Origin of the sequence: Ciceribacter ferrooxidans, assembly GCF_004137355.1 — a bacterium.
Taxonomy (GTDB): domain Bacteria; phylum Pseudomonadota; class Alphaproteobacteria; order Rhizobiales; family Rhizobiaceae; genus Allorhizobium; species Allorhizobium ferrooxidans.
On the sequence record NZ_SDVB01000253.1, the window covers coordinates 435,511 to 455,596 of the forward strand.

Below are 20,086 nucleotides of genomic sequence, written 5' to 3' on the forward strand. Positions count from 1 at the left end.
ATGGAAGAGGCGATCACCGCCCTGCTGCTCGCCGATGCGCGGGTGCGTTATCTTGTTTCCGATCGCCTGCACTGGGGTCGACTTCCGCAATCCGTGACCGGAACGCCTTACGTGATCCTTACAGTGATCGGCGGTCTTCCCGACTATGTCGCCTCCGGACGCTCAGGTCTCAAGCAGAGCCGCCTGCAGATCGATGGATATGCAACGACGCCGACAGTCGCCCGCGATTGCGTGGATGCGGTCGTCCGCGTGCTCGAGCTTAGTCGCGGGATATTCTCCGGGGTCCGGCTGCAAGGGGGAACCGTCGCAGGGGAGCGGGATTCCCAGCCTGAAAGCCCTGCCGGGAAGGCCGCACTCTACCGTCGATCGACGGATTTCATGCTCTGGCATTCCGCCTGAGCCTTCTACAACCTCGAAAGGACACGACCATGCCTGACACACAGGCCCGTATCGGGCACGGCATCACGATGGAAATGGCGGATCTGGCCACGCCCACCGTCTTCACCTATCTCTCCGAGATCTATGACGTTACGCCGCCTTCGGACACGACCGATACGCCGGACGCGACGCATATGCAGAGTCCGAACAAGACGCGGGAATTCATCGACGGTCTGACCGATCCCGGCGAGGCTTCCTTCGAGATGAACTATGTTCCAGGCTCTGCTTCCGACAAGGCGCTGATCGCCGCCAAGGGCAAGCGCAAGTGGCTTCGCCTGACCTTCCCGAACGGCGTACAGCTTCTCTTCATCGGCATTCGTCAGGGCTACGAGAAGAATGCCCCGACCGACGACAAGATGACGGCATCCGTCACTTTCAAGGTTTCCGGCGAGCCGATCCTCACCGATCCGACCGCGCCGCGCAACATTACCGCGCCCGCGATCACCGGAACGGCCAAGGTCGGTTTCCCGCTCACTGTCGATCCCGGCATCTGGGCCGGTGCGGACACGCTCACCTATCAGTGGGAAGTCGCTGCAACGCCTGTCACCGGCGCGACCGGGCTCGCCTATGTTCCGGTGACGGCAGACATCGGCAGCACCGTGACCTGTGTCGTCACTGGCGCCAATGACGACTTCTCGACGGATGCCGAGAGCGCGGCCACCGTTGCCGTTATCGCCTGAGGCATGCCATGACGAACGAGATCAGGGGCATCGTTTCGAAGGATATTTTGGGCGAACGCCTGGACCTCAAGCTTGCGGCAAACGAATGGTGCGAGCTGGAGGACGAGCACGGCAAATCGACCGACGAGATCCTGACGGACTTCTTCGGCATGGTCGAAAGCGGGAAGCTGCGTATCAAGATGCTGCGCTCGCTGTTTCGCGCTTCGCTCTCCTCCGCAAAGCCGGGGCTCACACTGCAGGGTGCCGGCGACATCATGGCCAAAATGGACCTGGTCGAGGTCGGGCGCATCGTCGGCGAGGTGATCGTTGCATCGCTGCCGCAGCAGAATCAGGAGGAAAATGCGGCGCCGGGAAAGCCGAAGCCGCCGGCAAAGCGAAACCGCTGAACTGGCGGGATCTTCATTCCGCATGGATCGAGGCGGGGCAGGCCACCGGCGAATTCTGGAGCCTGACCCTCCGGGAAATCCTGATGGTGCTCGCCGCCGCCATGAAGCGGCGGCGGCACGAGCATGACGAAATGGCATGGGCCGCGTGGCATACGGCCTATCTGACAGCCTACGCGCCGCAGAAGGCGCGGGAATTCGTCAAGCTCGAAAAGCTGCTGTCGCGCACGGAGAACCGGCAGACGGCAAAGTCCGGCGACTGGCGCAGCCAGCTCGCAAAGGTCACGGCCTGGGTGAAAGGCAGATAGTCAATGGCAAATGCGGTGATCGGTGCCCTGCGCGTCGTCCTCGGGATGGATACCGCGCAATTCGACAAGGATGCCGGCAAGGCGCAGGCCAAGGCCAATGCGTTCGGCGCGGCGCTGAAGACTGGCTTCACGATTGCCGCCGGCGCTGCCGCCGCGGCGGCCGGCGCGCTCGGCATCGCCGTCAAGGGGGCGATCAACGAGGCAGATGACATGTCGAAAGCCGCGGCGAAGCTCGGCATTCCGATCGAGGAGCTTTCGCAGCTACGCTATGCCGCCGACCTTTCCGGCGTCTCAATGGATGGGCTTTCGACCGGCGTCAAGAAGCTGTCTACGATGCTCGCCGATGCAAAGAACGGCAGCAAATCGGCGATTGATGTCCTCAAGCAGATCGGTGTCACGGCGACGGACTCCTCCGGGAACCTGAAATCCTCCAGCGTGGTCATGGGGGAAATCGCCGACCGGTTCGCGGCGATGCCGGAGGGCGTGGAGAAGAGCGCGCTTGCGGTCAAGCTGTTCGGAAAATCCGGTCTCGATCTCATTCCGATGCTGAACGGCGGTTCCGCGGCGCTCAGGGAGATGATGGCCGAGGCTGATGCACTGGGCCTGACGCTCACGGCAGAGACCGGAAAGGCGGCCGAGCAGTTCAACGACAACCTTTCGCGCATCAGCTATGCCGGGAAGGGCGTCGTGACGCAGCTGACAGCTACGCTCGCGCCGGCGCTCGCCGTCATCAGTGACGGTTTCGTGGTCGCCGCGCGCGCGACCGTCGGTCTTCTGCAATATCTGCCGCAGATCGCCGAATATGCGGCGGTTGCCGGCGGTGCGCTGGCGGTTGCCTTCGGGCCGGCACTGCTATCAGCGGTCGGATCGGCAACCGTTGCGATCGGAACCGGCCTTGTCGGCGCGATCCGCGCTGTGACCGTCGCGGTTGCATCCAATCCGCTCGGCGCGATCGCTCTCGGGATCGCTACGGCGATCGTCGCCATCTATCATTTCCGCGACGAGATAAAGCAGGCCGTCGGCGTCGACGTCGTGCAGGTCGTGAAGGATGCCGGAAACGTCATCATAAACTCGTTCCGGGCGGCGATCGAAGACATCAAATTTGCCTGGTCGAGTTTTCCGGACATCATCGGCGCCGCCGTCATCGGGGCGGTCAATGCCGTCGTTTCCGGCGTGCAGACCATGATCGCCAAAGCCGTCGAAATGCTGAATTCGTTCATTTCCACGGCAAACGGCATTCTATCCACGATCGACATAGAGATTCCGCAGATACCAGCTCCGGAGTTCCAGGGGGCAACGCTCAAAAACGATTATGCCGATCGACTGAGCAAAGCGGTTTTCGACCGAAACAAGGCCATCTCCGATATCATGGCCAGTGACCCGATCGGGAGCGTGACGACGGCGATCAGCAGCAGCTGGTCTTCTGCCAGCGACGCAACGAAATCGCTGACTACGGACATCAATGCGCTTGGAACGGCGCTGGATACCACGGGCGGGAAGGCCGGCGGAGCGGGAACCAAAGCCGAGGACCCGTGGGAAGGACTGCGAAAGGCCACGAAAGATACCAACAAGGCGATGGAAGACATGCAGAAGACCGCCGAAGGCATGGGGCAGGGGATTGGCTCTTCCTTTGCCGAGGCGATCAAGGGCACCAAGGACTGGCGAGACGTTGCACTCGATGCCCTCAAGTCCGTTCTCGCGGCCATGGTGCAGAATGCGTCGTTTGGTGGCGGTTTCGGCGGATCGCTGTTGAAGGGTCTGTTCGGCGGGCTTGTCGGGTTTGCCAATGGTGGAACCATTCTTCCGGGCGGGTCCGGGGGAATTGACAGCCAGGTCGTCGCCTTCCGCAAAAGCCCGACGGAACAGGTCGATATCTACGATCCAAGCAAGTCGCGGGCGAGCGGCGGTGGCACATATGCCCCCGTCTACAACATCGATGCGCGCGGGGCGGATGCGGGGGCGGTGGCGCGGATCGAGCGGGCCTTGAAAGCGGTCGACAGTTCCGTCGAAAGACGGTCGGTTGCGGCGGTGAACCAGCACAAGACGAGGGGCGGGCTCTATGGCAAGACTGCTTAACTGGCCGTCCGGGCTCGGTATCCGTGCGTCGCAGCCGCTTTCCGGACCGCGGACGGTCGGCGCGGCATCGTCCACGTCGATCGGAAACTTCACCCAGACGGTCGCCTCGGCCTTCGGCGGGTGGACATACGCCTTCACCTTCCCTGTCTGCAAGGACAGGGCCGCGCGGCGGCTACGCGGATGGGTTACTGCGCTACATGGCGGGGCGAACGCGACGCGCGTTCCCTTCATCGACGGCGACCTGATGACGTTTTCCGAGGCCGGCGCGAGCTACAGCGCCCAGGTGGAGCGCTTCGGCAATACATGGTCTAACGGCGAGGGATGGAGCAACGGGGAGAACTGGGCGGCGTCCATGCCTGTCGTTTCGGTTGCTGCCGCTGCGGCATACGACACGACGATCGTCAGCCTCACCAATGAATTCTGGGGGCACGGCCTCGATGACGGCGACTTCATCGGCTTCTTTCCGTTCCATCTCGGGAAATACATGGTGATGCAGGTGATCGCGCCCGGCACCTATCGCATCTGGCCGCCGCTGCGCAAGGCTCTCACCACGACCGACAAGGCAACACTGAACCCGGTGCTCGCCATGCGGATGGCGGGCGAGGGGGCGGCAAGCCTTTCGCGCGGGCTTGCGATGATGGAAGAGACAACGATCTCCCTTTTCGAGGTCGAAGATTACAACGTGCGCGACTATTTTGCGGACTGAGGTCAACGGCAAGCCATGGCTTTTCTGTTCTCCGAGGCGGACCGGCTTTTTCTCCGGCGCCCGCATATCGCCCGTGCCTGGTTCGCGGAGCTGATGCTGCCATCCGGAACGTGGCGGCTGCACAACGGCGTCGGACGGAAGACCGTCGGCGGCTTTGAGTGGATCGGCGTGTCCGATCCCGCAGGACGGCAGATCGTTTCCATTTCTGCGGTGCAGGATCCGCGCTTCGGGCAGGCAGCGAAGGTCGATATCGTGCTCTCCGGCGTTTCGGCGGAGTTCATCCGCTCGGTGAAGGACGAGGCGCGGCAGATCGAGGGGGCGCTCGCCAACATCTATTGGTGCGCTTTCGACCAGGAGACGCAGGAAGTCTGGTCCGGCGGGCTGAAACCGCTCTTTCCTGGCTATCTCTCTTCTCCGCGCCGGACGTCGCAGGGGATCGGCGTCAGGACGGTGTCCTTTACGGTCGAGAGCCTCTGGCAAAGCCAGAACTACCCGTTCGGCGGGCGATGGACGCCGGCCGACCAGGAGCGCCGCTACGCCGGTGACAAGGGTCTGCAGTTCGTGGGCATCAAGGTCAACGAGATCATCAAGGCATGAACGAGCTTTCGGAAAAGCTGCGGACGCATATCGATGCGGCCAACGCGCGCGACATGGTCTGGGGCGTCGACGACTGCACCGCGTGGGTGGCCGCATGGCTCGAAACGGCGCTAGACACGTCTATTGAACTGCCGCGCTGGACGACCCGCGATGAGGCCATGCAATTGATAGACGCAGCGGGCTCGCTCGAGGCGCTCTGGAACGACGTGCTCTGCAATGCCGGTTTGCACGAGACCGGCGATCCGCAGGAAGGCGATGTCGGGCTCATCCGCTCCAGCAAAGGGGATGTCGGCGGCATCTTCCTGCATGGCGGTTATTTCGCGTGGCGGGGCGAACCGCGCGGCATCGCGATCCTGCGTCCTCGCCTCATCCTTCGGAGCTGGTCTATCCGATGAAGTTTCACATGCTTCACCGCGTCTATCTGCTCGCCGGCGTTTCCTACTTCGCCACGGCGCCGGACGTGCTCGCGGACCCGGTTTCGCTGCTCGCAACGGCAATTCAGGGGTTTCTGCTTTCGAGCACGGCCATCGCCGCAACGGCGACAGGCGCTATTGCAACGATCGCTGCCAATGCGATCGTGATAGGCGGCCTCGCGGCCGTCTCGCTGCTCGGCGGCCGGCGCGGTGGCGCGATCAAGCCATCCGACGCCAAGTCCACATTCGAAGCGGCCGACAGCTCGGTCATCGAAGGGATCGGCCGCGTTCGTGTCGGCGGGATGAAAGCTTTCGGCAATACCGACGGCTCGACGCGCTGGCGCCTCGTCGCCCGCCTGCAGGGGCCGATCGACGCGATCGAGGCCTATTATGTCGGCGGTCGCGAGGTCGTGGTCGATCCGGACGGCAGCGTCACCAGCCCTCCCTGGCCGAAGCGCAGCGGCGGCAGCTGGATGAAGATCGAGGACAAGCTCGGCACGGGTTCGGAAACCGCTTGGTCAGCGCTGGTGACGGCCTTCCCGTCGCTCTGGACATCGGCACACCGAGTGCGCGGGATCGCGCAATCGCTGGTCACCTATTACAATCCGGGCCTTACATCCGGAACCTACCTGAAACTCTATCAGGCGGGCGTGCCAGACACGGAATGGCTGGCGCGCGCCTCAAAAATATACGATCCGCGAACAGGTCTGACGGCATGGTCTGACAACGGCATCCTCGCTTGCGCGCACGTGCTGCGGCGCGACCCTGCCTTCGGTTTCGACGGCTTCGACTGGGATCTGATCGCCGCATCAGCGAACAAGGCCGACGTGCTGGTTGCGACCAAGACCGGTACGGAAAAGCGCTCGCGCGTCTCCGGTATGTGGGCATGGGAGAGCGAGCGCGGCGCGACCATGCAGCAGCTGATGGATTCCGCCGGCGTCGTGCTGCGGATGACGGATGCCGGGAAAATCTGGTTTGACCTGATCGACGACGTGCCGACATCCGAGATCGATTTCGATCCGATCGACATCGTCGAATATTCGTGGAAATCCGGCCCGGAGGCGGTGGAGCGGCCGAACATCTGCCGGCTCGAATACTATTCACCAGAGCGTAACTACGACATGGCGGAGATCGACCTTTCCGGCATCGCCTGGGCGCGGGTGCAGGACGAGATCGACCGCTACGGTCCGAAATATCTCGACATCAAACTGCCGTTCTGCCCCTCTGCATCGCAGGCGCAGCGGATCGCCCGGCGGATGTTCGCGCTTTCCCGCGCCGACAGCGGCGTGATGCGGACGAACATGGTGGGGCTGGCGGCCTGGGGGCGGTATTACGGCCAGATCACCGAGCCGGACACCGGGGATATCGAGCTCGTCAGCCTCGCGGCTCCTGAGATAGACGACGAAGCGGGGCTCGTCGACATTCCCTTCGCGATCTGGCCGACGCTTTCGGCGTGGAACCCGGCCGTAGACGAGGCCGATGCGCCGGACGAGGTGCCGGAACTCGGCTATACGTCGGATATCCCGCAGCCGAATGCGCCGACGGCGATGGTGCAGGTGGTCTATCCGGATACATCACGGGAATTCCGCATCGGCTTCTCGCTCACCGGAACTTACGACCTCTCGGAGGCGAATTACCGAACCTATACGGGCGCGCTGCCGAACGGCTGGACGGCGATGACCGAGGGGACAAATTTCGCTTATGTCGCCGGCGATCTGGAAGGCGTCACGGTCGATTGTCGCGTGCGGATTTTCAACGGGGAGGACGGCAGTCCATTCTCGGAGATCCTCAATGGCATCGTTGCAATCGACAACACGGCCCCGACCATGCCCGTGGCATCGAGCGGGGGCATAGACGCCGGGACGCTGAATGTGTCCGTCCATGGCACGAGCCTGAACATGGTGGCGATCCGGATGAGGAAACGGATCTACAACGATATTCTCGGTTGGGGCGACTGGTTCGACGTCGTTACCTATGCCGGACGTCCGATGCAGGATCTCAACTTCAGCGATTCTGCCGCATCGCAGGAAGTGCAGTGGCTGCTTCAGTGCCTGACGAGCAACGGCACCGAGGGACCCGGCCTCGTCTATCACTATACGCCGCCGGCGCCGTGAGCCGGTCTGTGTTCGAAAAACAGCACATCAAAACATTATGGAGAGGTAGATGGCGGTCCTGACAAAGGCGGCAGAGAGCGTGTTTGCGCCCTACAATATCGACGGAACAGCGCGACAAATAGTCCCCGGTGACGCCGCAGTCTGGGGAACAGAGATCGAGACTGTCCTAGACGACGGGATCGGCGCGGCGAACGATCGGATCGATGCAATAGAATCCGAAATATCGGTTATCGACGGCCGTATTGATGCTATCGAGTCGATTGCCACATCAGGCGCCCAATGGAAACAGCCGGTTGCGGTTTCCACAACTGCAAATATCACTCTTTCCGGCGAGCAGACGATTGACGGTATCACGACTAGTGCAAGTCGTGTTCTCGTCAAGAACAATACGACCGCATCGCAAAACGGCATTTGGGTGACGGGGTCTGGGGCGTGGACAAGAGCAACAGACGCCGATTCAGCCGCGGAAATCCTCGGAATGGCCGTCTACGTTACGGGCGGAACAGCAAATGGTGGAAAGCAGTTCATCTGCACCACGCCTGCGACTATCGTCGTCGGAACTACTGCGCTGACGTTTCAGCAGATATCCGATCAGTCTGCACTGAATGCAAATCTTTCGTCTGTTACGAACACCGTCAGCAATTTTTCGGCGCATGCAAATCTGTTTCGCAATGGTAATCTAGCCAATGACGGAGATGGTGTTAAGTTATTCTCGCCAGACGCTGGAATCTACTCTGCGTATAGCGCGCGGTTCAACAAGTGTGACAGCCAGGTAATAGCTGACCTTGGATGCACGACGGCGATATATGTCCCTGCGTCCCTCGGCGGAAACGGCAACCTCGTTATCCAGGAGGTTAACCTCGTTGGTGGCTACATTCTGGTATCGATGCTGGTTCATTCCAGCGCTGTGAACTGGACGTTCGGAAATGCAAACGGTCTGCAGGTTTATGCTAGGTATTCCGATGGAACGAACGTCACAATCATGTCATCCAACGGGACGTTGACACATACAGACCTCGGATCGAATACGCGGCGATACACCGGCACGATCGCGCTCAATGCGGCAAAGACATGTGTGCGGATCGACGCCGGACTCAATGATGCTGGAACACGCACAGCAAATTTCTACATTACTGGGTTTTGGGCATCATGGTCGCTCGCACAAATCACGCTCAACCAGACTGCCTATCCGAATTGGACGGCATCCGTTCCTGATGTCCAGTCTCTGCAGAAGGAATCAGCCGACAATACGTCTCGCTTGGCGAGGTTGGTGTTTGACGCTCTCAGCACGGATATCGCCAATCCACTTTGGAGCGTCATTGTTACGCTGATCGGCGATTCAATTACCTGGGGACTCGGAACATCAGATGCCGGCGTTTCAGAGCCACGGGCTCACTCGCTGAGTGACCCGCGTGACGTGCTTACGAGTTCCTCATGGGCGAACAAACTCGGAAGATGGCTCGGGTACAAGGTATGCAACCAGGAGAATTTCAGCAACCCGGCACCAGGCGTCAGGCAATATCGTCAGTCACATCTCATCGCGCCATGGGACAATCCAAACGTGACGGTTAACCTTTCCACCGGCGCTCCGAAGCCGAAGACGTCTACTGCCGCGAGTGGTGGAAAATTATACCGCTACACGAGCGTTCCGCCATCAAACGAAATGCAGTTCACATTTTTTGGTGATGAGATAACAGTCTGGTTCACCACAATCGGGGATGACCCGAGCGCAACGTTTACGGTCTATGTCGACGGATCCGCGGTGGCGACTGTCAGCCATTATGGAGTTCCTGCGGCATATTCACAATCCTATATGATCTCTGCTGCGCTCGGTAAGCATGTCGTCAGAGTGGTGAACAACTCTGCGACACAGAATCTCCGTATCGAGGCGCTGGAACACAACAGAATCTGCCGTGTGGTCAATCAGGGCATCATCGGCACGATGTCTACCGAATGGGTGCCGACTGGAACCCTCTTGGCCGATGGTCTCACGGCGGACTCCAACCACGTCGTCATTCAGCTCGGAACAAACGATAGAGGTCATACGACACAACCGAGGGCTCCACAGCAGATCATCGATAGCCTCACGACTATCATAACATGGATCGGTGAAAACAGGCCAAATGCCAACATTGCCCTGATGGCGCCACCGCAGGCGATCGGAACGAGCGAAGAAGGCGGCGGCGGCACCTATTACTATTCGACTGCTGAGGTTTCCCAGGCAATTGCCATGGTTGCAAGGAGACTTGGTTTACCATTCCTTGATAACTATGCCATGACCGCACAGCTTGGCATCAATGGGGACACGTTCCTGTCGGATAACCTGCACCCGAATGATTTCGGCCATTCTGAGATGTTCAAGAGTATCGTCAGGTTTATTTCCTAGACGCGCTTCGTCCATCTGCATCATGCGAGCCAGCTTCCGCTAACCACTATATCAGGATACATCCATGACCGGAATCATCTCGCCGGCGCAGCTGCGCGCGGCTGCAAAATCGCGCGTGAACGAGGCTAACATGACTTCGCTTCTCGTGGCGCTCGACAAATACGGCGCCAAGGTCGGGCTCGACCGGCCGCATCGGCTGGCGCAGTTTCTCGCCCAGGTGATGCACGAGAGCGGGGATTTTCGCTACGATCGCGAGATCTGGGGCCCGACGAAGGCGCAGGCGCGCTATGACACGCGCACCGACATCGGCAACACGCCGGCGAAGGACGGCGACGGCAAGAAATTCCTGGGCCGGACTGCGATGCAGATCACCGGCCGCGGCAACTATGTCGCCTTTCGAGACTGGTGCCGGTCGATCGGCCTCGACCCGCCGGATTTCGAGAAGCAGCCGGAGCTGATCAACACCGATCCCTGGGAGGGCCTCGGGCCGCTCTGGTACTGGGACAAGGGCAACCCGACCGGCAAGTCGCTCAACGTCCTCGCCGATCGCGGCGACGTGGAGACGATCACCAAGCGGATCAACGGCGGAAAGACCAACTTTGCCGACCGGGTGGAGCGGCTGACGCGGGTTTCGCTGGTGCTGCTCGGCTACCATGCAAGCGAGGTCAGGACATTCCAGAAGGCGGCCGGCATCGAGGTCGACGGCGATGTCGGGCCGGAGACGCGGGCGGCGCTGCAAAAGGCGCTGCTGGCGCTGACACCCGGCGAGGCGGCGCGGCCGGAGGTGAGCGCATCCCCCGTCGTCGAGGAAAAGCCCGTCCTGCCGCCGAAGGTGGAGAGGGAGGTGAAGACGAAGGCCGACCGCACGAGCTGGCTCGTCGCGCTCGGCGGCTCTATCGGCACGACCATGACCGGGCTGCTCGGCGCGCAGTGGCAGACGGTGCTCGCGATCGGCGGTGTCTCGCTCGTCGCGCTCGCGCTGATCATCCTCCTGCGCGGGCAGATCATGGCCGCGGTGCGCGAAATCCGTGCCGGCGTGGAGGGCTGACCGATGGCTGATTTCATTATCCCGATCATGCTGATCGTCGGCGGCGTGTGCTGGTCATTCCTGCGCATGTATGCCGACATGATGCGGCCGGTTCCCCTCGGCTGGGGGCCGGGTTATGCCGGGCCGGCTGCGGCGCTCGCCGGCGTGGCGTGGCTCGCGCATTCGGTTTCCGGATTGATCGGCTAAGCGGTGACACACTCAAGAGGGATTGCCATGTCTGAAATTCGAACTCCACCGGTGACGGCGGTTCTTTTCGAGGATCGCGACGATTTCTTTCGATCGGATATCGCCGGCTCCATCCATATCGCGCGCCATGAAGACGATCCGAAGGAAGTGTCGTTCTGGTATCGCTGCCCTTGCGGCTGCGGCGCCAAAGCACCGCTTTCGGCCGGGGACGGATACAAGCCAGTCGATGGCCCGTCGTGGACGTGGAACGGATCAACGACCGCGCCGACTCTCACGCCGAGCGTGCATCACGTCGGACACTGGCATGGATGGCTGACCGACGGAGTTTGGAAATCATGCTGACGTTTGGAATCGCGGATTACCTAAAACTCGGCGTCGCCGCGCTGGCCGGCGCGCTGCTCGTTTCCGGGCCGCTCTATCTCGCCGGACGGAGCGACGGGAAGGACGCCGGCCGACTCGAAGCGGCGAAAGAGGCCGGGCAGCGCATCACGCAAATGGAGAAGAACAATGCGGAGTTCAATCGTCTTTCGGATCGCGATCAGTGTCTTGTGTTCATGCATGACAGCGGCCTGCCAGCCGAGGCTTGCGACTAACGGCGCCGGCTATCAGTTCGTGCGGTTTGCCGATCCCGCTGCGGCGCGGGCGGCATCGCAGGACGCGACGGCTGGGCCGTCGATCGCCTCCAACAACCGCCAGTGCGCGCGCGATGCGGCTTGCCGGAAGTGACTTTCGCCGATCGAACCACGGACCATCTCGAAGATTGAAGGGGCAGGGGCTTGAGCGAGGACAGCGATATGACCACAGTGAAGGCGCCAGCCTGGAAATGGGAGTGGAACCTCAACACGATCGTGATCCTGATCGGGTTCGCCGGCGGGATTGCCGCATGGGGAGCGACCTGGGCGCGGCTGACGGATGGGCAATCCGCCAATCGCGCCGCGATCGACCGGATCGACAAGCGCGTGACGAGCCTCGAGGCGCTGCCGCGGCTGATCGACAATCACGAATTCCGCATCGGCAATGTCGAGAAACAGGCGACCGATTCGGCGACGGCCATGCGGGCGGTGGAAAGCACGCTCAACAGCCTCGCCACAGACATGCGGGTGACCCGCGAGATCCTGCAGCGGATCGAGGCAAGCCAGAGCGGGCGGGTGCGGTGAGTGTGCGGAAACAGACACGCTCCATAGGCATCATGAAAAATCTTGAGTGACACGCCGCATTGTGATTACTCACCGTTCTCGAAGCTTCCCAAGCTGAATACGAGGGTTCGATTCCCTTCACCCGCTCCAGCTTCTTCCTTACCCTGCGTCGTTCCTGCGTTCCGTGCGTCTTCCGCGTTGCCCTGTCCGCAAGGCGGCGAGGCCGAATAGCGTGCAAAGCGTGAACACGGCGCCACCCAGGAATGTGCCCTCCGCGCCGGCGAGGTCCCATAGGCCGCCGGCGATCATGCTGGCGGCAAGCAGCGCCATTCCGGTAATGAGGTTGAACATTCCGAATGCCGTGCCGCGCAGCTCGGCCGGCGCCGTGTCGGCGACGAGTGCCGAGAGGAGCCCTTGGGTGAAGCCCATGTGCAGACCCCAGAGCGTCGCTCCGGCAGCCAGCCCGATCAAGCCGGAGCTGAACGCCAGGACAAGATCCGCGGCAAGCAGCAGGAAAAGTCCGGCGACCAAAAGGGTCATGCGGTCCATCCTGTCCGACAGGGCACCCGCCGGATAGGCGGAAAGCGTGTAGGCGACGTTCATGACCACCATCACCAGCGGCACGAATGCAATGGGAAGGCCGATATCTTGCCCCTTGAGCACCAGGAAGGCTTCGCTGAAGCGCGCCAGGGTGAAGGCCGTCGCAACCGCGACGATCTTCCAATAGGCCGTTCCGAGACGAACGAGTTCGGCACGGCGGAGCGGCATGCGTGCGGTCCGTCGTGCGGCGATGTTCGGTGGCTCTCTCACCGCAAACATTATGAGCCCGGCCGAGAGAAACGCCGGAGCGACGGCGATCCAGAAGACGGCCGTGAAGTTGTCGGCGAAGAGCCACATGAAGAGGATGGCGAAGAGCGGCCCGAGGAGTGCGCCGAGGGTGTCGAGCGACTGTCTGAGACCGAAGCTTGCGCCTCTGAGCTCAGGAGATGCGATGTCGGCGACCAGGGCGTCACGCGGCGCGCCGCGAATGCCTTTGCCGATCCGGTCGACGAAGCGGGCCGCAACCAGCCATCCGATATTCGGTGCGAGCGGGAAGACCGGTTTGGTCACGGCGGCGAGTGCATAGCCGAAGGCGGCAAGCAGCTTGCGTTTGCCGAGCCAGTCGCTGAGAGCGCCGGAGAAAACCTTCGTGATGGAGGCAGTCGCCTCGGCGATCCCTTCGATGACACCGACGGCAAGGGTCGATGCGCCGAGCGTCCCGACGAGATAGAGCGGTAGCAGGGCGTGGATCATCTCGGATGAGACATCCATGAACAGGGAGACGAAGCCTATGGTCCAGACGGCGCCGGGCACGCGTTTCCAGGTGCCCCAGGCGGACCCTGCCTGTTCTTCTCCCATGCCCTTCTCCTTTTGCCGGCATGTGATCTTCACGCTCGCCTGCGCGCATCCTTCGCGGCAGCGCCTTTGACAGTCAAGCCTGGCCACCTTCAGGCGTGGCGCCGGGGTGGTCGACCGCGGCCGTAGCCGTCGCTGGGTTCGTCGCCGGCACCGTAACCGGGCGCGGCTCGTGCGGCGTCTTGTTCCAGAAGAAGGGCTTCGCCTTCAGCTCGAAGGCCGCGCGCCAGGCGGCATAGGAAACCATCATCCAGTAAACAGGTATGGCGAGCCAGCGCCAGCCGAGAAGGCGTCGCTCATACTCGATCATGGCGGAGACACCGAGCCCGAGAAAGACGGTGTAACTGCCGAAGATGTTCATCGCGTCGACGCTGAAGAGCAGGTTCTTCAGAGGATGGATGCTCTCGGCAGGGCTTTGGAGCATCGCTGCGGCCGAAGCGATGACGAAGACGAGGATGGCGGGGTGCCCAAGTGAGGAAATGAGCATGCCGCCGATCAGCAACTGGAAGACGATGAAGGCGCCGGTCCCCATCTCCCGGCGGGCCCGTCCCGGATCACGCATCACAACCAGCCAGGTCTGGAGCCAACCCTTGAACCAGCGCGTTCTTTGCCCGACCCAGACAGGTGCCTTGATCGGCGCGTCTTCGAACGTGTGCCGACGGATCGTCTCGGAGCGATAGCCGAGCCGATAGAGACGCATGCCGAGGTCGGCGTCTTCGGTTACATTGTAAGGATCCCACCCACCGGCGGCGCGTAGCGCGGCTGTCCTGAAATGGTTGGAAGTGCCGCCGAGCGGCAACGGCATGCGATAGCGGGCAAGCAGCGGCAGAAGCGCGCGGAAGAGTGCCGCGTATTCGAGCGCGAATACCGTGCTGATACAGGACTCACGCATGTTGGTAATGATAAGCGGCGCCTGCAGGCAGGCAACCTCGGGAGCCGCCGTCCGAAAGCGGGCGTGGGCTTCCTTCAACTGACCCGGATGCGGCCGATCTTCGGCGTCGTAAATTGCGAGATAGTCGCCGCGCGCACCGGCGAGTGCATAGAGGAGCGCCTTGGGCTTGGTGCGCGGTCCGCCCGGCGGTACGGCGATGATCTCCATATGCGGTCCGGGCCGCAGCCTGCGGATTGCCTCGATGGTATCATGGTCGTCGGCCTCGCAGACGAGCTTGACGTCGAGCCGGGACCGTGGCCAGTCGAGCCGCTCCAGCGCCGCGATCAGTTGGGCCGCGACCGGCGCCTCGCGGTAGAGTGCCACCAGCACCGAATAGACCGGCAGCGGGTCGTCGGCGATCAGCATCTCCGGCAGTATCTCGCGACGGCGAGGGCGGAAGAGTGCCCCGAGCCGCAAGATCATCGCTGCGAAATAGAGCGAGGACAGCAGCACATGGAGTGTCAGCGCGACCGGCCCGGAGGCGAGCAGCAGCGCGGCCGCGCTGCCGGTCAGGAGTGTGCCCGCGACGAAACCCTGTCGACCGGTCATGACGATGCGCGCCGAGTGCTGCGGGTTTTCGTCGAACAGGGCGTTGGAGACGGAGGCAACCCGGCGTGTTGCACCTGCCTGCCATACCGCCCGGCGGAGAGAGGAAGTCGATGCGACCGCCAGCGCGGCCTTGAGCGTCGGATGGCGAACAAGCCGTTCGGCAAGATCGGCAAGATAGCGCGCTTCCGGGACTATGGCGGTCAATGGTGCCTTGTCCGGAGCGTGCAGGCGCAGGATGGTCGGACGTTGCAGGAGCACATCCAGCGCCGCTCGATCCATGATCTGGTCGGGCGGAATCTCCTCCATGAAGGGCAGGCCGAGCAAGCGCGCCATCGCCGCATAGTACACCTGCTCGTCGACGCTACCGTCGGCCAGTAGTTCCTGTTCGATGGTACTTCCGTTTGCGCGCGCCCGGCGCGCCAGGTTGTTGATGAAGGGTTTGGAGAAGCCGAGTTGGCGCAACGCCAGCGCCTCCGCCTGAAATGCATGGGAAAAGCCTGCGCCGGCAGCGGTTTTGCCGCCGTCGGAACGCGCAGTCGCCACCTGCCAGGCGGCGCCGTTCGGCTCCCCTCGGTATTCCCCGGCTTCCATGCTTCTGATAAACCGTCATCGATCGATGACGCCCCAGCCTATCCCGGATGGATCATAATGGCACACGCAAAAGTTTCATCCCTGAATTTGGAGGGTGTGCTCGCATTCCTTGTGTACGGTTGCATCATGCTATCCCCGGCGGTTGCCCCAGCGCCTGCGTCGGCACAGCAGCTTCCAGTACTTTTCGATGCGAACGAACGGCTGCCGCGCCCCGACTTGTCGACGCTGCTGCGTCTGCGCTTCCTGACCACGACGGACTTTCCACCGTTCAACTTTGCTGACCAGACGGGGCGCCTTGCCGGCTTCCACGTAGAGCTCGCCCGTGAGATTTGCGCTGAACTCGACATCGAAGCCAAATGCCAGATTCAGGCGATGCCGTATGCCGATCTGGAGAAGGCTCTCTCGGAAGGACAGGGGGAGGCGGTCATTGCAGGTGTCGGGGTCACGACGGAGCTCCGGCGTCGCTTCTCATTTTCTCGCCCCTTCATGCAGTTGCCTGCGCGGTTCGTTCGTAACGCCGGCGTCGATATCCCCGGTGGAGAGGTTGCAGGTCTGGCCGGTCGCCCCGTCGGCGTGGTGACGGGCACGGCCCATGAGGCCATGCTGAAGGCCTTCTTCCCCGATATCCGCGCAACCGGCTTTACCGATCGCGGCGCGATGCTGCAGGCGCTGAAGGAAAAGAAAGTAGACGCAGTCTTCGCCGATGCGCTGCAGCTGTCTTTCTGGACGGCGGGCGAGGCTTCCGGCCATTGTTGCACGATGATGGACGGAGCCTACGTCTCGGAAAAATTCCTCGGCGAGGGGCTGACGATCATGCTGCGGCAGGACGAGGAGGTACTAACCGCGGCCATCGATAGCGCGCTTGCCGCGATTTCACGCGACGGAAGGTTGCAGGAAATCTATCTGCGCTATTTCCCCAACAGCCTCTACTGACGGCGGCAGTGGCCCCTCAGGCGGGACGATAGCGAGCGATGGCGCTATGCTCGATCGCCGCGCAGGTGAGCTTGTCCAGCTTCAGCCGGTCACGCAGCAACTGCAGCAGCCGGATTTCCTCCGGGCGGATGCAAAGGTCGACTGCGGTGATTTCCACGGCGAGTGCATAGGCGGTATCGTAACTGCGCGGCGGAATGGCATCACGGACGACTTCCAGCGCGATATCCAGCCCTTCCGGTCCGGCGAGGATATCGGCGCAACGCTGCGACACCTCGATCAGCCGTTCCTTGTCGAAACCCTTGAAGATCGGCAGCACGTCGATCAACTGACCGATACGACCGAGCTCCTTGTCGTTCATCGCGTTGTCGACGGCGGAGGCCATTACCATGACGAAAATCAGGGCTTCCTGGGTGGTCAGGCGCTTGCTCATGTGCGGAAGAAACCTCGTTGTTTTTCCGTAGAGTAGGCGTGGCGTGACGGTGTTTCAAGGCTGACCGTTCAGGCTCTCGCGCGGATCGTCGCCGAAAATGCCTCGCTGCTCCCGGCGCGCGATGGATGTCAGCTCTGAAAGGACCGATCCGTTCGCGGCTTCCGCCCACCCATTGCTCACGAGCCAGGTGCCGATATCCGTCCCGCCGACACGGCAGACGGTCACCAGTGTGTCCTGTCGGTTGACCGCATTGTGGTCGCAGGCAACCGTTCGGTTGCGGATCAGCAGGCGTTGCTGCGTGCGAGCCACCACACCGCAGGGCCAGGGGGGACCACTTCTGGAGGGACACCGGCGCCCGACCTCGGTCGGCGTGACGCCGGCGAGTCTGACCCGGCGACCACGTGCCGCGAGCATGCCTGCAGCACCCGTCCAGGGGCGCTGCAAAAGGATGACTTCCACCTCTTTTTCATCCTTCGCGCCGAGAGGCGGTCGGGGCGCGATGCGTTCCAGCGTCTCGCCGGGTCCTTCGATCGGAGAGGCGAATGCTCCGGGATTGATCGCACGCACGCGGCGGCTCTCGAAGGCAGGCGGAGTCTTCTCTGGCGGGGCGATAGTGATCTCCGCCTTCGCGGCAGGCGGGACGGGTCGCAGATGGGCGCCGGCAATCACCAGGGCCGAACCCCAGGCAAGGATCACGATACCACTTGCAATCACCGCCGCACGACGCATGCCCGAGACATTCTCACTGGCTCGCCCAGATGATCCGGGCGATCCATTCGAGGTCGCCCATGTCGAAGCTGCGATTGGGGTGTTCGGGATTGAGCGAAAGAAGTTCGATCGATTTTGCCGTCTGGCGCGCGAGCACCTTGGCCATCACCTCGCCCTCGCGGGTCTTCACCACGACGCGGTCACCCCGGCGCACCTGAGCGCCCGGTTCGACGATCAGCACGTCGCCGTCCCGGTAGAGCGGCAGCATGCTGTCTCCCTGGATTTCCAGGGCATACACGCCCGCTTTGCGATCCGGTGACGCCGGGAACTCGACAAGGTCCCAGCCCTGGCCCGCCGGAAAGCCGCCGTCGTCGAAAAAGCCGCCGGCCCCGGCCTGCGCAAAGCCGATCAGTGGAATAGCGCCGGGCGTCGCCGGCAGTGCGCCCTGAACCACGCTCACCCGCCCGTCGTTCGGCTGCATGTAGCTCATGAACTGGTCGATGCTTGCTCCGGTCGCCTCGAGCACCTTGGCGATGGATTCGGTCGACGGCCAGCGCATGCGCCCGTCGGCGGCGACACGCTTCGATTTGTTGAAAGAGGTGGGGTCGAGACCCGCCCGTCTGGCAAGGCCGGAGGGCGTCAGTTGATTGCGCTCCGCCAGCTTGTCGATCGCGCTCCAGATACTGTCATGCGATAGCATCGTCGCTCATGCTCCAGGGAAACAACGGGCAGAGACGGGCCTTCCGCTCGGCACGGATTTTATTCAAGCTGATCGCCGGAGTAAAGAGTAAAAGAGGAATAAAATCCTCTCTTGCGGCTACGATCCTGGCGAATATGTGCCGGACGTATAGATTCCGCGTGTCAGGCGACCATGGCCATGTTGATCTTGCCGAGCTGGATCACGGCCTGCGTGCGGCTGTCGACCTTGAGCTTCAGCAGGATCGCCGAAACATGAGCCTTGATCGTCGCTTCCGAAACGCCGAGTTCGTAGGCGATCTGCTTGTTGAGCAGGCCTTCGGCGAGCATGCCGAGCACGCGGCTCTGTTGCGGCGTCAGCGTCCGCAGCCGGGCGATGAGATCGGCGACCTCCGGATCCTCCTGCCCACCCTCATAGAAGGCCGGCGTCCAGATATCGCCTCTGAGGACAGTCTGTATGGCGGTGCGGATGTCGTCGATGCCCGACGACTTGGAGATGAACCCGGAAGCTCCGAGTTCCAGGGACCGGCGGATGGTCGTCTGGTCGTCGCTCGCCGACACGATGACGATCGGCAGATTGGCGAATTCGGCCCTGAGCGCCATCAGTCCGGAAAAACCGCTGACACCCGGCATTGCGAGGTCGAGCAGTAGAAGATCGGCGTCCGGATGCTGCGACGCGGTCTTGCGCGCCGCCTCAAAATCACCCGCCTCGATGACCGTCTTCTTCCCTTCCATGCCGTCGACGGCCTGTCGAAGGGCTCCCCGGAAAAGCGGATGATCGTCTGCGATGATGATGGTGAGTGCTGTCATGTGCTCGCTCCCTCCCAAGAGCGCCCGGCCCGGTACGCCTGCAGGGCGGTCATTTGTCTTTTAGCGACACCTGACAATATATACAATAGTCTAGTGTCTAGGTGCGATCGGGCGCCGGCCCGGTCTTTTCTTCCTTGCTCTTGAACTCCTCGACCAGGCCGAAGAAGCTGCGCATGAAGCGCTCCATGATGCCGATCGATCGTTCGACTTCCTCGTCGGACGGCAGATCTTCTCGCTGGCGTCCGGCAAGCGGCTGGCCGGCAGCAACGGCTGCTTCAAGCGCAGCTACGCGCTTTTCCAGCCGGCCGAGGTCCTCCTCGTAGGCCGCGCGTTCATCGGCCGCCATACGGCAGACCAGCGCGCCGTCCTGTTCGCGACACAGCGTCATGGCACCTGTCCGCGTATCCAGCCGCACGAAGGCGTCCCCGGATCTTTCAAGCCGGAAGCGCCCGTCCACCGGCTCCTCGGCGCTCGCAACCAGCGGTCCGGTCATGCAGAGCAGGATCGCTGGCAAGAGAAGCTGGAATTTCATGGTCTTTCTCCAAAAAAGCGTTGGCCTGCACCCATTCCCG

General features: G+C 62.3%; 23 protein-coding genes and 1 tRNA gene. 17 read left to right on the top strand and 7 right to left on the bottom strand.

What is annotated here, in order from left to right:
* The 16 genes from gp17 to EUU22_RS25340 all read left to right on the top strand — a co-directional run bounded on the left by gp17 (position 1) and on the right by EUU22_RS25340 (position 12,621).
* Entirely contained in the window at positions 1 to 399 is a 399-nt protein-coding gene (gene gp17, locus EUU22_RS18560) for a tail completion protein gp17 (RefSeq protein ID WP_129333464.1), read from the top strand.
* Positions 400 to 428: 29 nt separating this feature from the next.
* Complete coding sequence (locus EUU22_RS18565; protein WP_129333465.1) at positions 429 to 1,118, top strand: phage tail tube protein; 690 nt, start codon at positions 429 to 431, stop codon at positions 1,116 to 1,118.
* An 8-nt stretch (positions 1,119 to 1,126) separates the two neighbouring features.
* The gene (locus tag EUU22_RS18570; protein ID WP_129333466.1) at positions 1,127 to 1,504 is read left to right on the top strand and encodes a hypothetical protein; all 378 of its coding nucleotides are present in this window, start codon (positions 1,127 to 1,129) and stop codon (positions 1,502 to 1,504) included.
* An 83-nt stretch (positions 1,505 to 1,587) separates the two neighbouring features.
* A complete protein-coding gene (locus EUU22_RS18575; protein ID WP_129333467.1) occupies positions 1,588 to 1,809 on the top strand; it encodes a hypothetical protein in 222 nt (73 codons plus the stop codon).
* A 3-nt stretch (positions 1,810 to 1,812) separates the two neighbouring features.
* A complete protein-coding gene (locus EUU22_RS18580) occupies positions 1,813 to 3,885 on the top strand; it encodes a phage tail tape measure protein (RefSeq protein ID WP_129333468.1) in 2,073 nt (690 codons plus the stop codon).
* A complete protein-coding gene (locus EUU22_RS18585) occupies positions 3,869 to 4,591 on the top strand; it encodes a hypothetical protein (RefSeq protein WP_129333469.1) in 723 nt (240 codons plus the stop codon). Before EUU22_RS18580 ends, EUU22_RS18585 begins: the two co-directional genes overlap by 17 nt.
* Before the next feature lie 15 nt (positions 4,592 to 4,606).
* Positions 4,607 to 5,188 carry a transcriptional regulator gene (locus tag EUU22_RS18590; protein ID WP_129333470.1) on the top strand — a complete coding sequence of 194 codons (582 nt, stop codon included), beginning with the start codon at positions 4,607 to 4,609 and terminating at the stop codon, positions 5,186 to 5,188.
* Positions 5,185 to 5,583: a DUF6950 family protein gene (locus EUU22_RS18595; RefSeq protein ID WP_129333471.1), complete on the top strand. Its 399-nt coding sequence runs from the start codon at positions 5,185 to 5,187 to the stop codon at positions 5,581 to 5,583. The genes EUU22_RS18590 and EUU22_RS18595 overlap by 4 nt, the downstream gene beginning before the upstream one ends.
* Entirely contained in the window at positions 5,580 to 7,715 is a 2,136-nt protein-coding gene (locus EUU22_RS18600; protein ID WP_129333472.1) for a phage tail protein, read from the top strand. Before EUU22_RS18595 ends, EUU22_RS18600 begins: the two co-directional genes overlap by 4 nt.
* 49 nt (positions 7,716 to 7,764) lie before the next feature.
* On the top strand, positions 7,765 to 10,101 hold the full coding sequence (locus EUU22_RS18605) for an SGNH/GDSL hydrolase family protein (RefSeq protein WP_129333473.1): 2,337 nt from the start codon (positions 7,765 to 7,767) through the stop codon (positions 10,099 to 10,101).
* Positions 10,102 to 10,165: 64 nt separating this feature from the next.
* The gene (locus tag EUU22_RS18610; RefSeq protein ID WP_165351214.1) at positions 10,166 to 11,149 is read left to right on the top strand and encodes a peptidoglycan-binding protein; all 984 of its coding nucleotides are present in this window, start codon (positions 10,166 to 10,168) and stop codon (positions 11,147 to 11,149) included.
* Between the two features lie 3 nt (positions 11,150 to 11,152).
* A complete protein-coding gene (locus EUU22_RS18620) occupies positions 11,153 to 11,335 on the top strand; it encodes a hypothetical protein (RefSeq protein ID WP_129333475.1) in 183 nt (60 codons plus the stop codon).
* Between the two features lie 27 nt (positions 11,336 to 11,362).
* On the top strand, positions 11,363 to 11,677 hold the full coding sequence (locus tag EUU22_RS18625) for a ubiquitination-like system serine protease family protein (RefSeq protein WP_129333476.1): 315 nt from the start codon (positions 11,363 to 11,365) through the stop codon (positions 11,675 to 11,677).
* Positions 11,671 to 11,928 carry a hypothetical protein gene (locus tag EUU22_RS18630; protein ID WP_129333757.1) on the top strand — a complete coding sequence of 86 codons (258 nt, stop codon included), beginning with the start codon at positions 11,671 to 11,673 and terminating at the stop codon, positions 11,926 to 11,928. The genes EUU22_RS18625 and EUU22_RS18630 overlap by 7 nt, the downstream gene beginning before the upstream one ends.
* Before the next feature lie 201 nt (positions 11,929 to 12,129).
* Positions 12,130 to 12,492: a hypothetical protein gene (locus EUU22_RS18635; protein WP_129333477.1), complete on the top strand. Its 363-nt coding sequence runs from the start codon at positions 12,130 to 12,132 to the stop codon at positions 12,490 to 12,492.
* Positions 12,480 to 12,621 (top strand) — tRNA-Gly (locus EUU22_RS25340). Before EUU22_RS18635 ends, EUU22_RS25340 begins: the two co-directional genes overlap by 13 nt.
* A gap of 9 nt (positions 12,622 to 12,630) precedes the next feature.
* On the opposite strand, the gene EUU22_RS18640 is transcribed toward EUU22_RS25340, so the two are convergent.
* Positions 12,631 to 13,869: an MFS transporter gene (locus tag EUU22_RS18640; RefSeq protein ID WP_129333478.1), complete on the bottom strand. Its 1,239-nt coding sequence runs from the start codon at positions 13,867 to 13,869 to the stop codon at positions 12,631 to 12,633.
* A gap of 73 nt (positions 13,870 to 13,942) precedes the next feature.
* Entirely contained in the window at positions 13,943 to 15,808 is a 1,866-nt protein-coding gene (locus tag EUU22_RS18645; RefSeq protein ID WP_245485129.1) for a glycosyltransferase family 2 protein, read from the bottom strand.
* Between the two features lie 186 nt (positions 15,809 to 15,994).
* Here EUU22_RS18645 and EUU22_RS18650 point away from each other — a divergent pair, with 186 nt between their 5' ends.
* On the top strand, positions 15,995 to 16,870 hold the full coding sequence (locus EUU22_RS18650; RefSeq protein WP_129333480.1) for a transporter substrate-binding domain-containing protein: 876 nt from the start codon (positions 15,995 to 15,997) through the stop codon (positions 16,868 to 16,870).
* 16 nt (positions 16,871 to 16,886) lie between these two features.
* On the opposite strand, the gene EUU22_RS18655 is transcribed toward EUU22_RS18650, so the two are convergent.
* The 5 genes from EUU22_RS18655 to EUU22_RS18675 form a co-directional block, all read right to left on the bottom strand.
* On the bottom strand, positions 16,887 to 17,300 hold the full coding sequence (locus EUU22_RS18655; protein ID WP_129333481.1) for a tellurite resistance TerB family protein: 414 nt from the start codon (positions 17,298 to 17,300) through the stop codon (positions 16,887 to 16,889).
* A 54-nt stretch (positions 17,301 to 17,354) separates the two neighbouring features.
* Positions 17,355 to 18,029: a thermonuclease family protein gene (locus EUU22_RS18660; protein ID WP_129333482.1), complete on the bottom strand. Its 675-nt coding sequence runs from the start codon at positions 18,027 to 18,029 to the stop codon at positions 17,355 to 17,357.
* Between the two features lie 13 nt (positions 18,030 to 18,042).
* On the bottom strand, positions 18,043 to 18,708 hold the full coding sequence (locus EUU22_RS18665) for a S24 family peptidase (RefSeq protein WP_129333483.1): 666 nt from the start codon (positions 18,706 to 18,708) through the stop codon (positions 18,043 to 18,045).
* Between the two features lie 161 nt (positions 18,709 to 18,869).
* Positions 18,870 to 19,514, bottom strand: a complete 645-nt coding sequence (locus tag EUU22_RS18670) for a response regulator transcription factor (RefSeq protein WP_129333484.1) — start codon at positions 19,512 to 19,514, stop codon at positions 18,870 to 18,872.
* Positions 19,515 to 19,611: 97 nt separating this feature from the next.
* Positions 19,612 to 20,046: a hypothetical protein gene (locus EUU22_RS18675; RefSeq protein ID WP_129333485.1), complete on the bottom strand. Its 435-nt coding sequence runs from the start codon at positions 20,044 to 20,046 to the stop codon at positions 19,612 to 19,614.
* Positions 20,047 to 20,086: the final 40 nt, after the last annotated feature.

Excerpts from the sequence above, each read along its gene's own strand:
- EUU22_RS18565 (WP_129333465.1), top strand. The coding sequence starts at position 429 with ATGCCTGACACACAGGCCCGTATCGGGCACGGCATCACGATGGAAATG.
- EUU22_RS18625 (WP_129333476.1), top strand. The coding sequence starts at position 11,363 with ATGTCTGAAATTCGAACTCCACCGGTGACGGCGGTTCTTTTCGAGGAT.
- EUU22_RS18595 (WP_129333471.1), top strand. The coding sequence starts at position 5,185 with ATGAACGAGCTTTCGGAAAAGCTGCGGACGCATATCGATGCGGCCAAC.
- EUU22_RS18580 (WP_129333468.1), top strand. The coding sequence starts at position 1,813 with ATGGCAAATGCGGTGATCGGTGCCCTGCGCGTCGTCCTCGGGATGGAT.
- EUU22_RS18635 (WP_129333477.1), top strand. The coding sequence starts at position 12,130 with ATGACCACAGTGAAGGCGCCAGCCTGGAAATGGGAGTGGAACCTCAAC.
- EUU22_RS18650 (WP_129333480.1), top strand. The coding sequence starts at position 15,995 with ATGGCACACGCAAAAGTTTCATCCCTGAATTTGGAGGGTGTGCTCGCA.
- EUU22_RS18665 (WP_129333483.1), bottom strand. The coding sequence starts at position 18,708 with ATGCTATCGCATGACAGTATCTGGAGCGCGATCGACAAGCTGGCGGAG.
- EUU22_RS18630 (WP_129333757.1), top strand. The coding sequence starts at position 11,671 with ATGCTGACGTTTGGAATCGCGGATTACCTAAAACTCGGCGTCGCCGCG.
- EUU22_RS18610 (WP_165351214.1), top strand. The coding sequence starts at position 10,166 with ATGACCGGAATCATCTCGCCGGCGCAGCTGCGCGCGGCTGCAAAATCG.
- EUU22_RS18670 (WP_129333484.1), bottom strand. The coding sequence starts at position 19,514 with ATGACAGCACTCACCATCATCATCGCAGACGATCATCCGCTTTTCCGG.
- EUU22_RS18585 (WP_129333469.1), top strand. The coding sequence starts at position 3,869 with ATGGCAAGACTGCTTAACTGGCCGTCCGGGCTCGGTATCCGTGCGTCG.
- EUU22_RS18590 (WP_129333470.1), top strand. The coding sequence starts at position 4,607 with ATGGCTTTTCTGTTCTCCGAGGCGGACCGGCTTTTTCTCCGGCGCCCG.
- EUU22_RS18620 (WP_129333475.1), top strand. The coding sequence starts at position 11,153 with ATGGCTGATTTCATTATCCCGATCATGCTGATCGTCGGCGGCGTGTGC.
- EUU22_RS18575 (WP_129333467.1), top strand. The coding sequence starts at position 1,588 with ATGGTGCTCGCCGCCGCCATGAAGCGGCGGCGGCACGAGCATGACGAA.
- gp17 (WP_129333464.1), top strand. The coding sequence starts at position 1 with ATGGAAGAGGCGATCACCGCCCTGCTGCTCGCCGATGCGCGGGTGCGT.
- EUU22_RS18675 (WP_129333485.1), bottom strand. The coding sequence starts at position 20,046 with ATGAAATTCCAGCTTCTCTTGCCAGCGATCCTGCTCTGCATGACCGGA.
- EUU22_RS18640 (WP_129333478.1), bottom strand. The coding sequence starts at position 13,869 with ATGGGAGAAGAACAGGCAGGGTCCGCCTGGGGCACCTGGAAACGCGTG.
- EUU22_RS18570 (WP_129333466.1), top strand. The coding sequence starts at position 1,127 with ATGACGAACGAGATCAGGGGCATCGTTTCGAAGGATATTTTGGGCGAA.
- EUU22_RS18600 (WP_129333472.1), top strand. The coding sequence starts at position 5,580 with ATGAAGTTTCACATGCTTCACCGCGTCTATCTGCTCGCCGGCGTTTCC.
- EUU22_RS18605 (WP_129333473.1), top strand. The coding sequence starts at position 7,765 with ATGGCGGTCCTGACAAAGGCGGCAGAGAGCGTGTTTGCGCCCTACAAT.
- EUU22_RS18655 (WP_129333481.1), bottom strand. The coding sequence starts at position 17,300 with ATGAGCAAGCGCCTGACCACCCAGGAAGCCCTGATTTTCGTCATGGTA.
- EUU22_RS18660 (WP_129333482.1), bottom strand. The coding sequence starts at position 18,029 with ATGCGTCGTGCGGCGGTGATTGCAAGTGGTATCGTGATCCTTGCCTGG.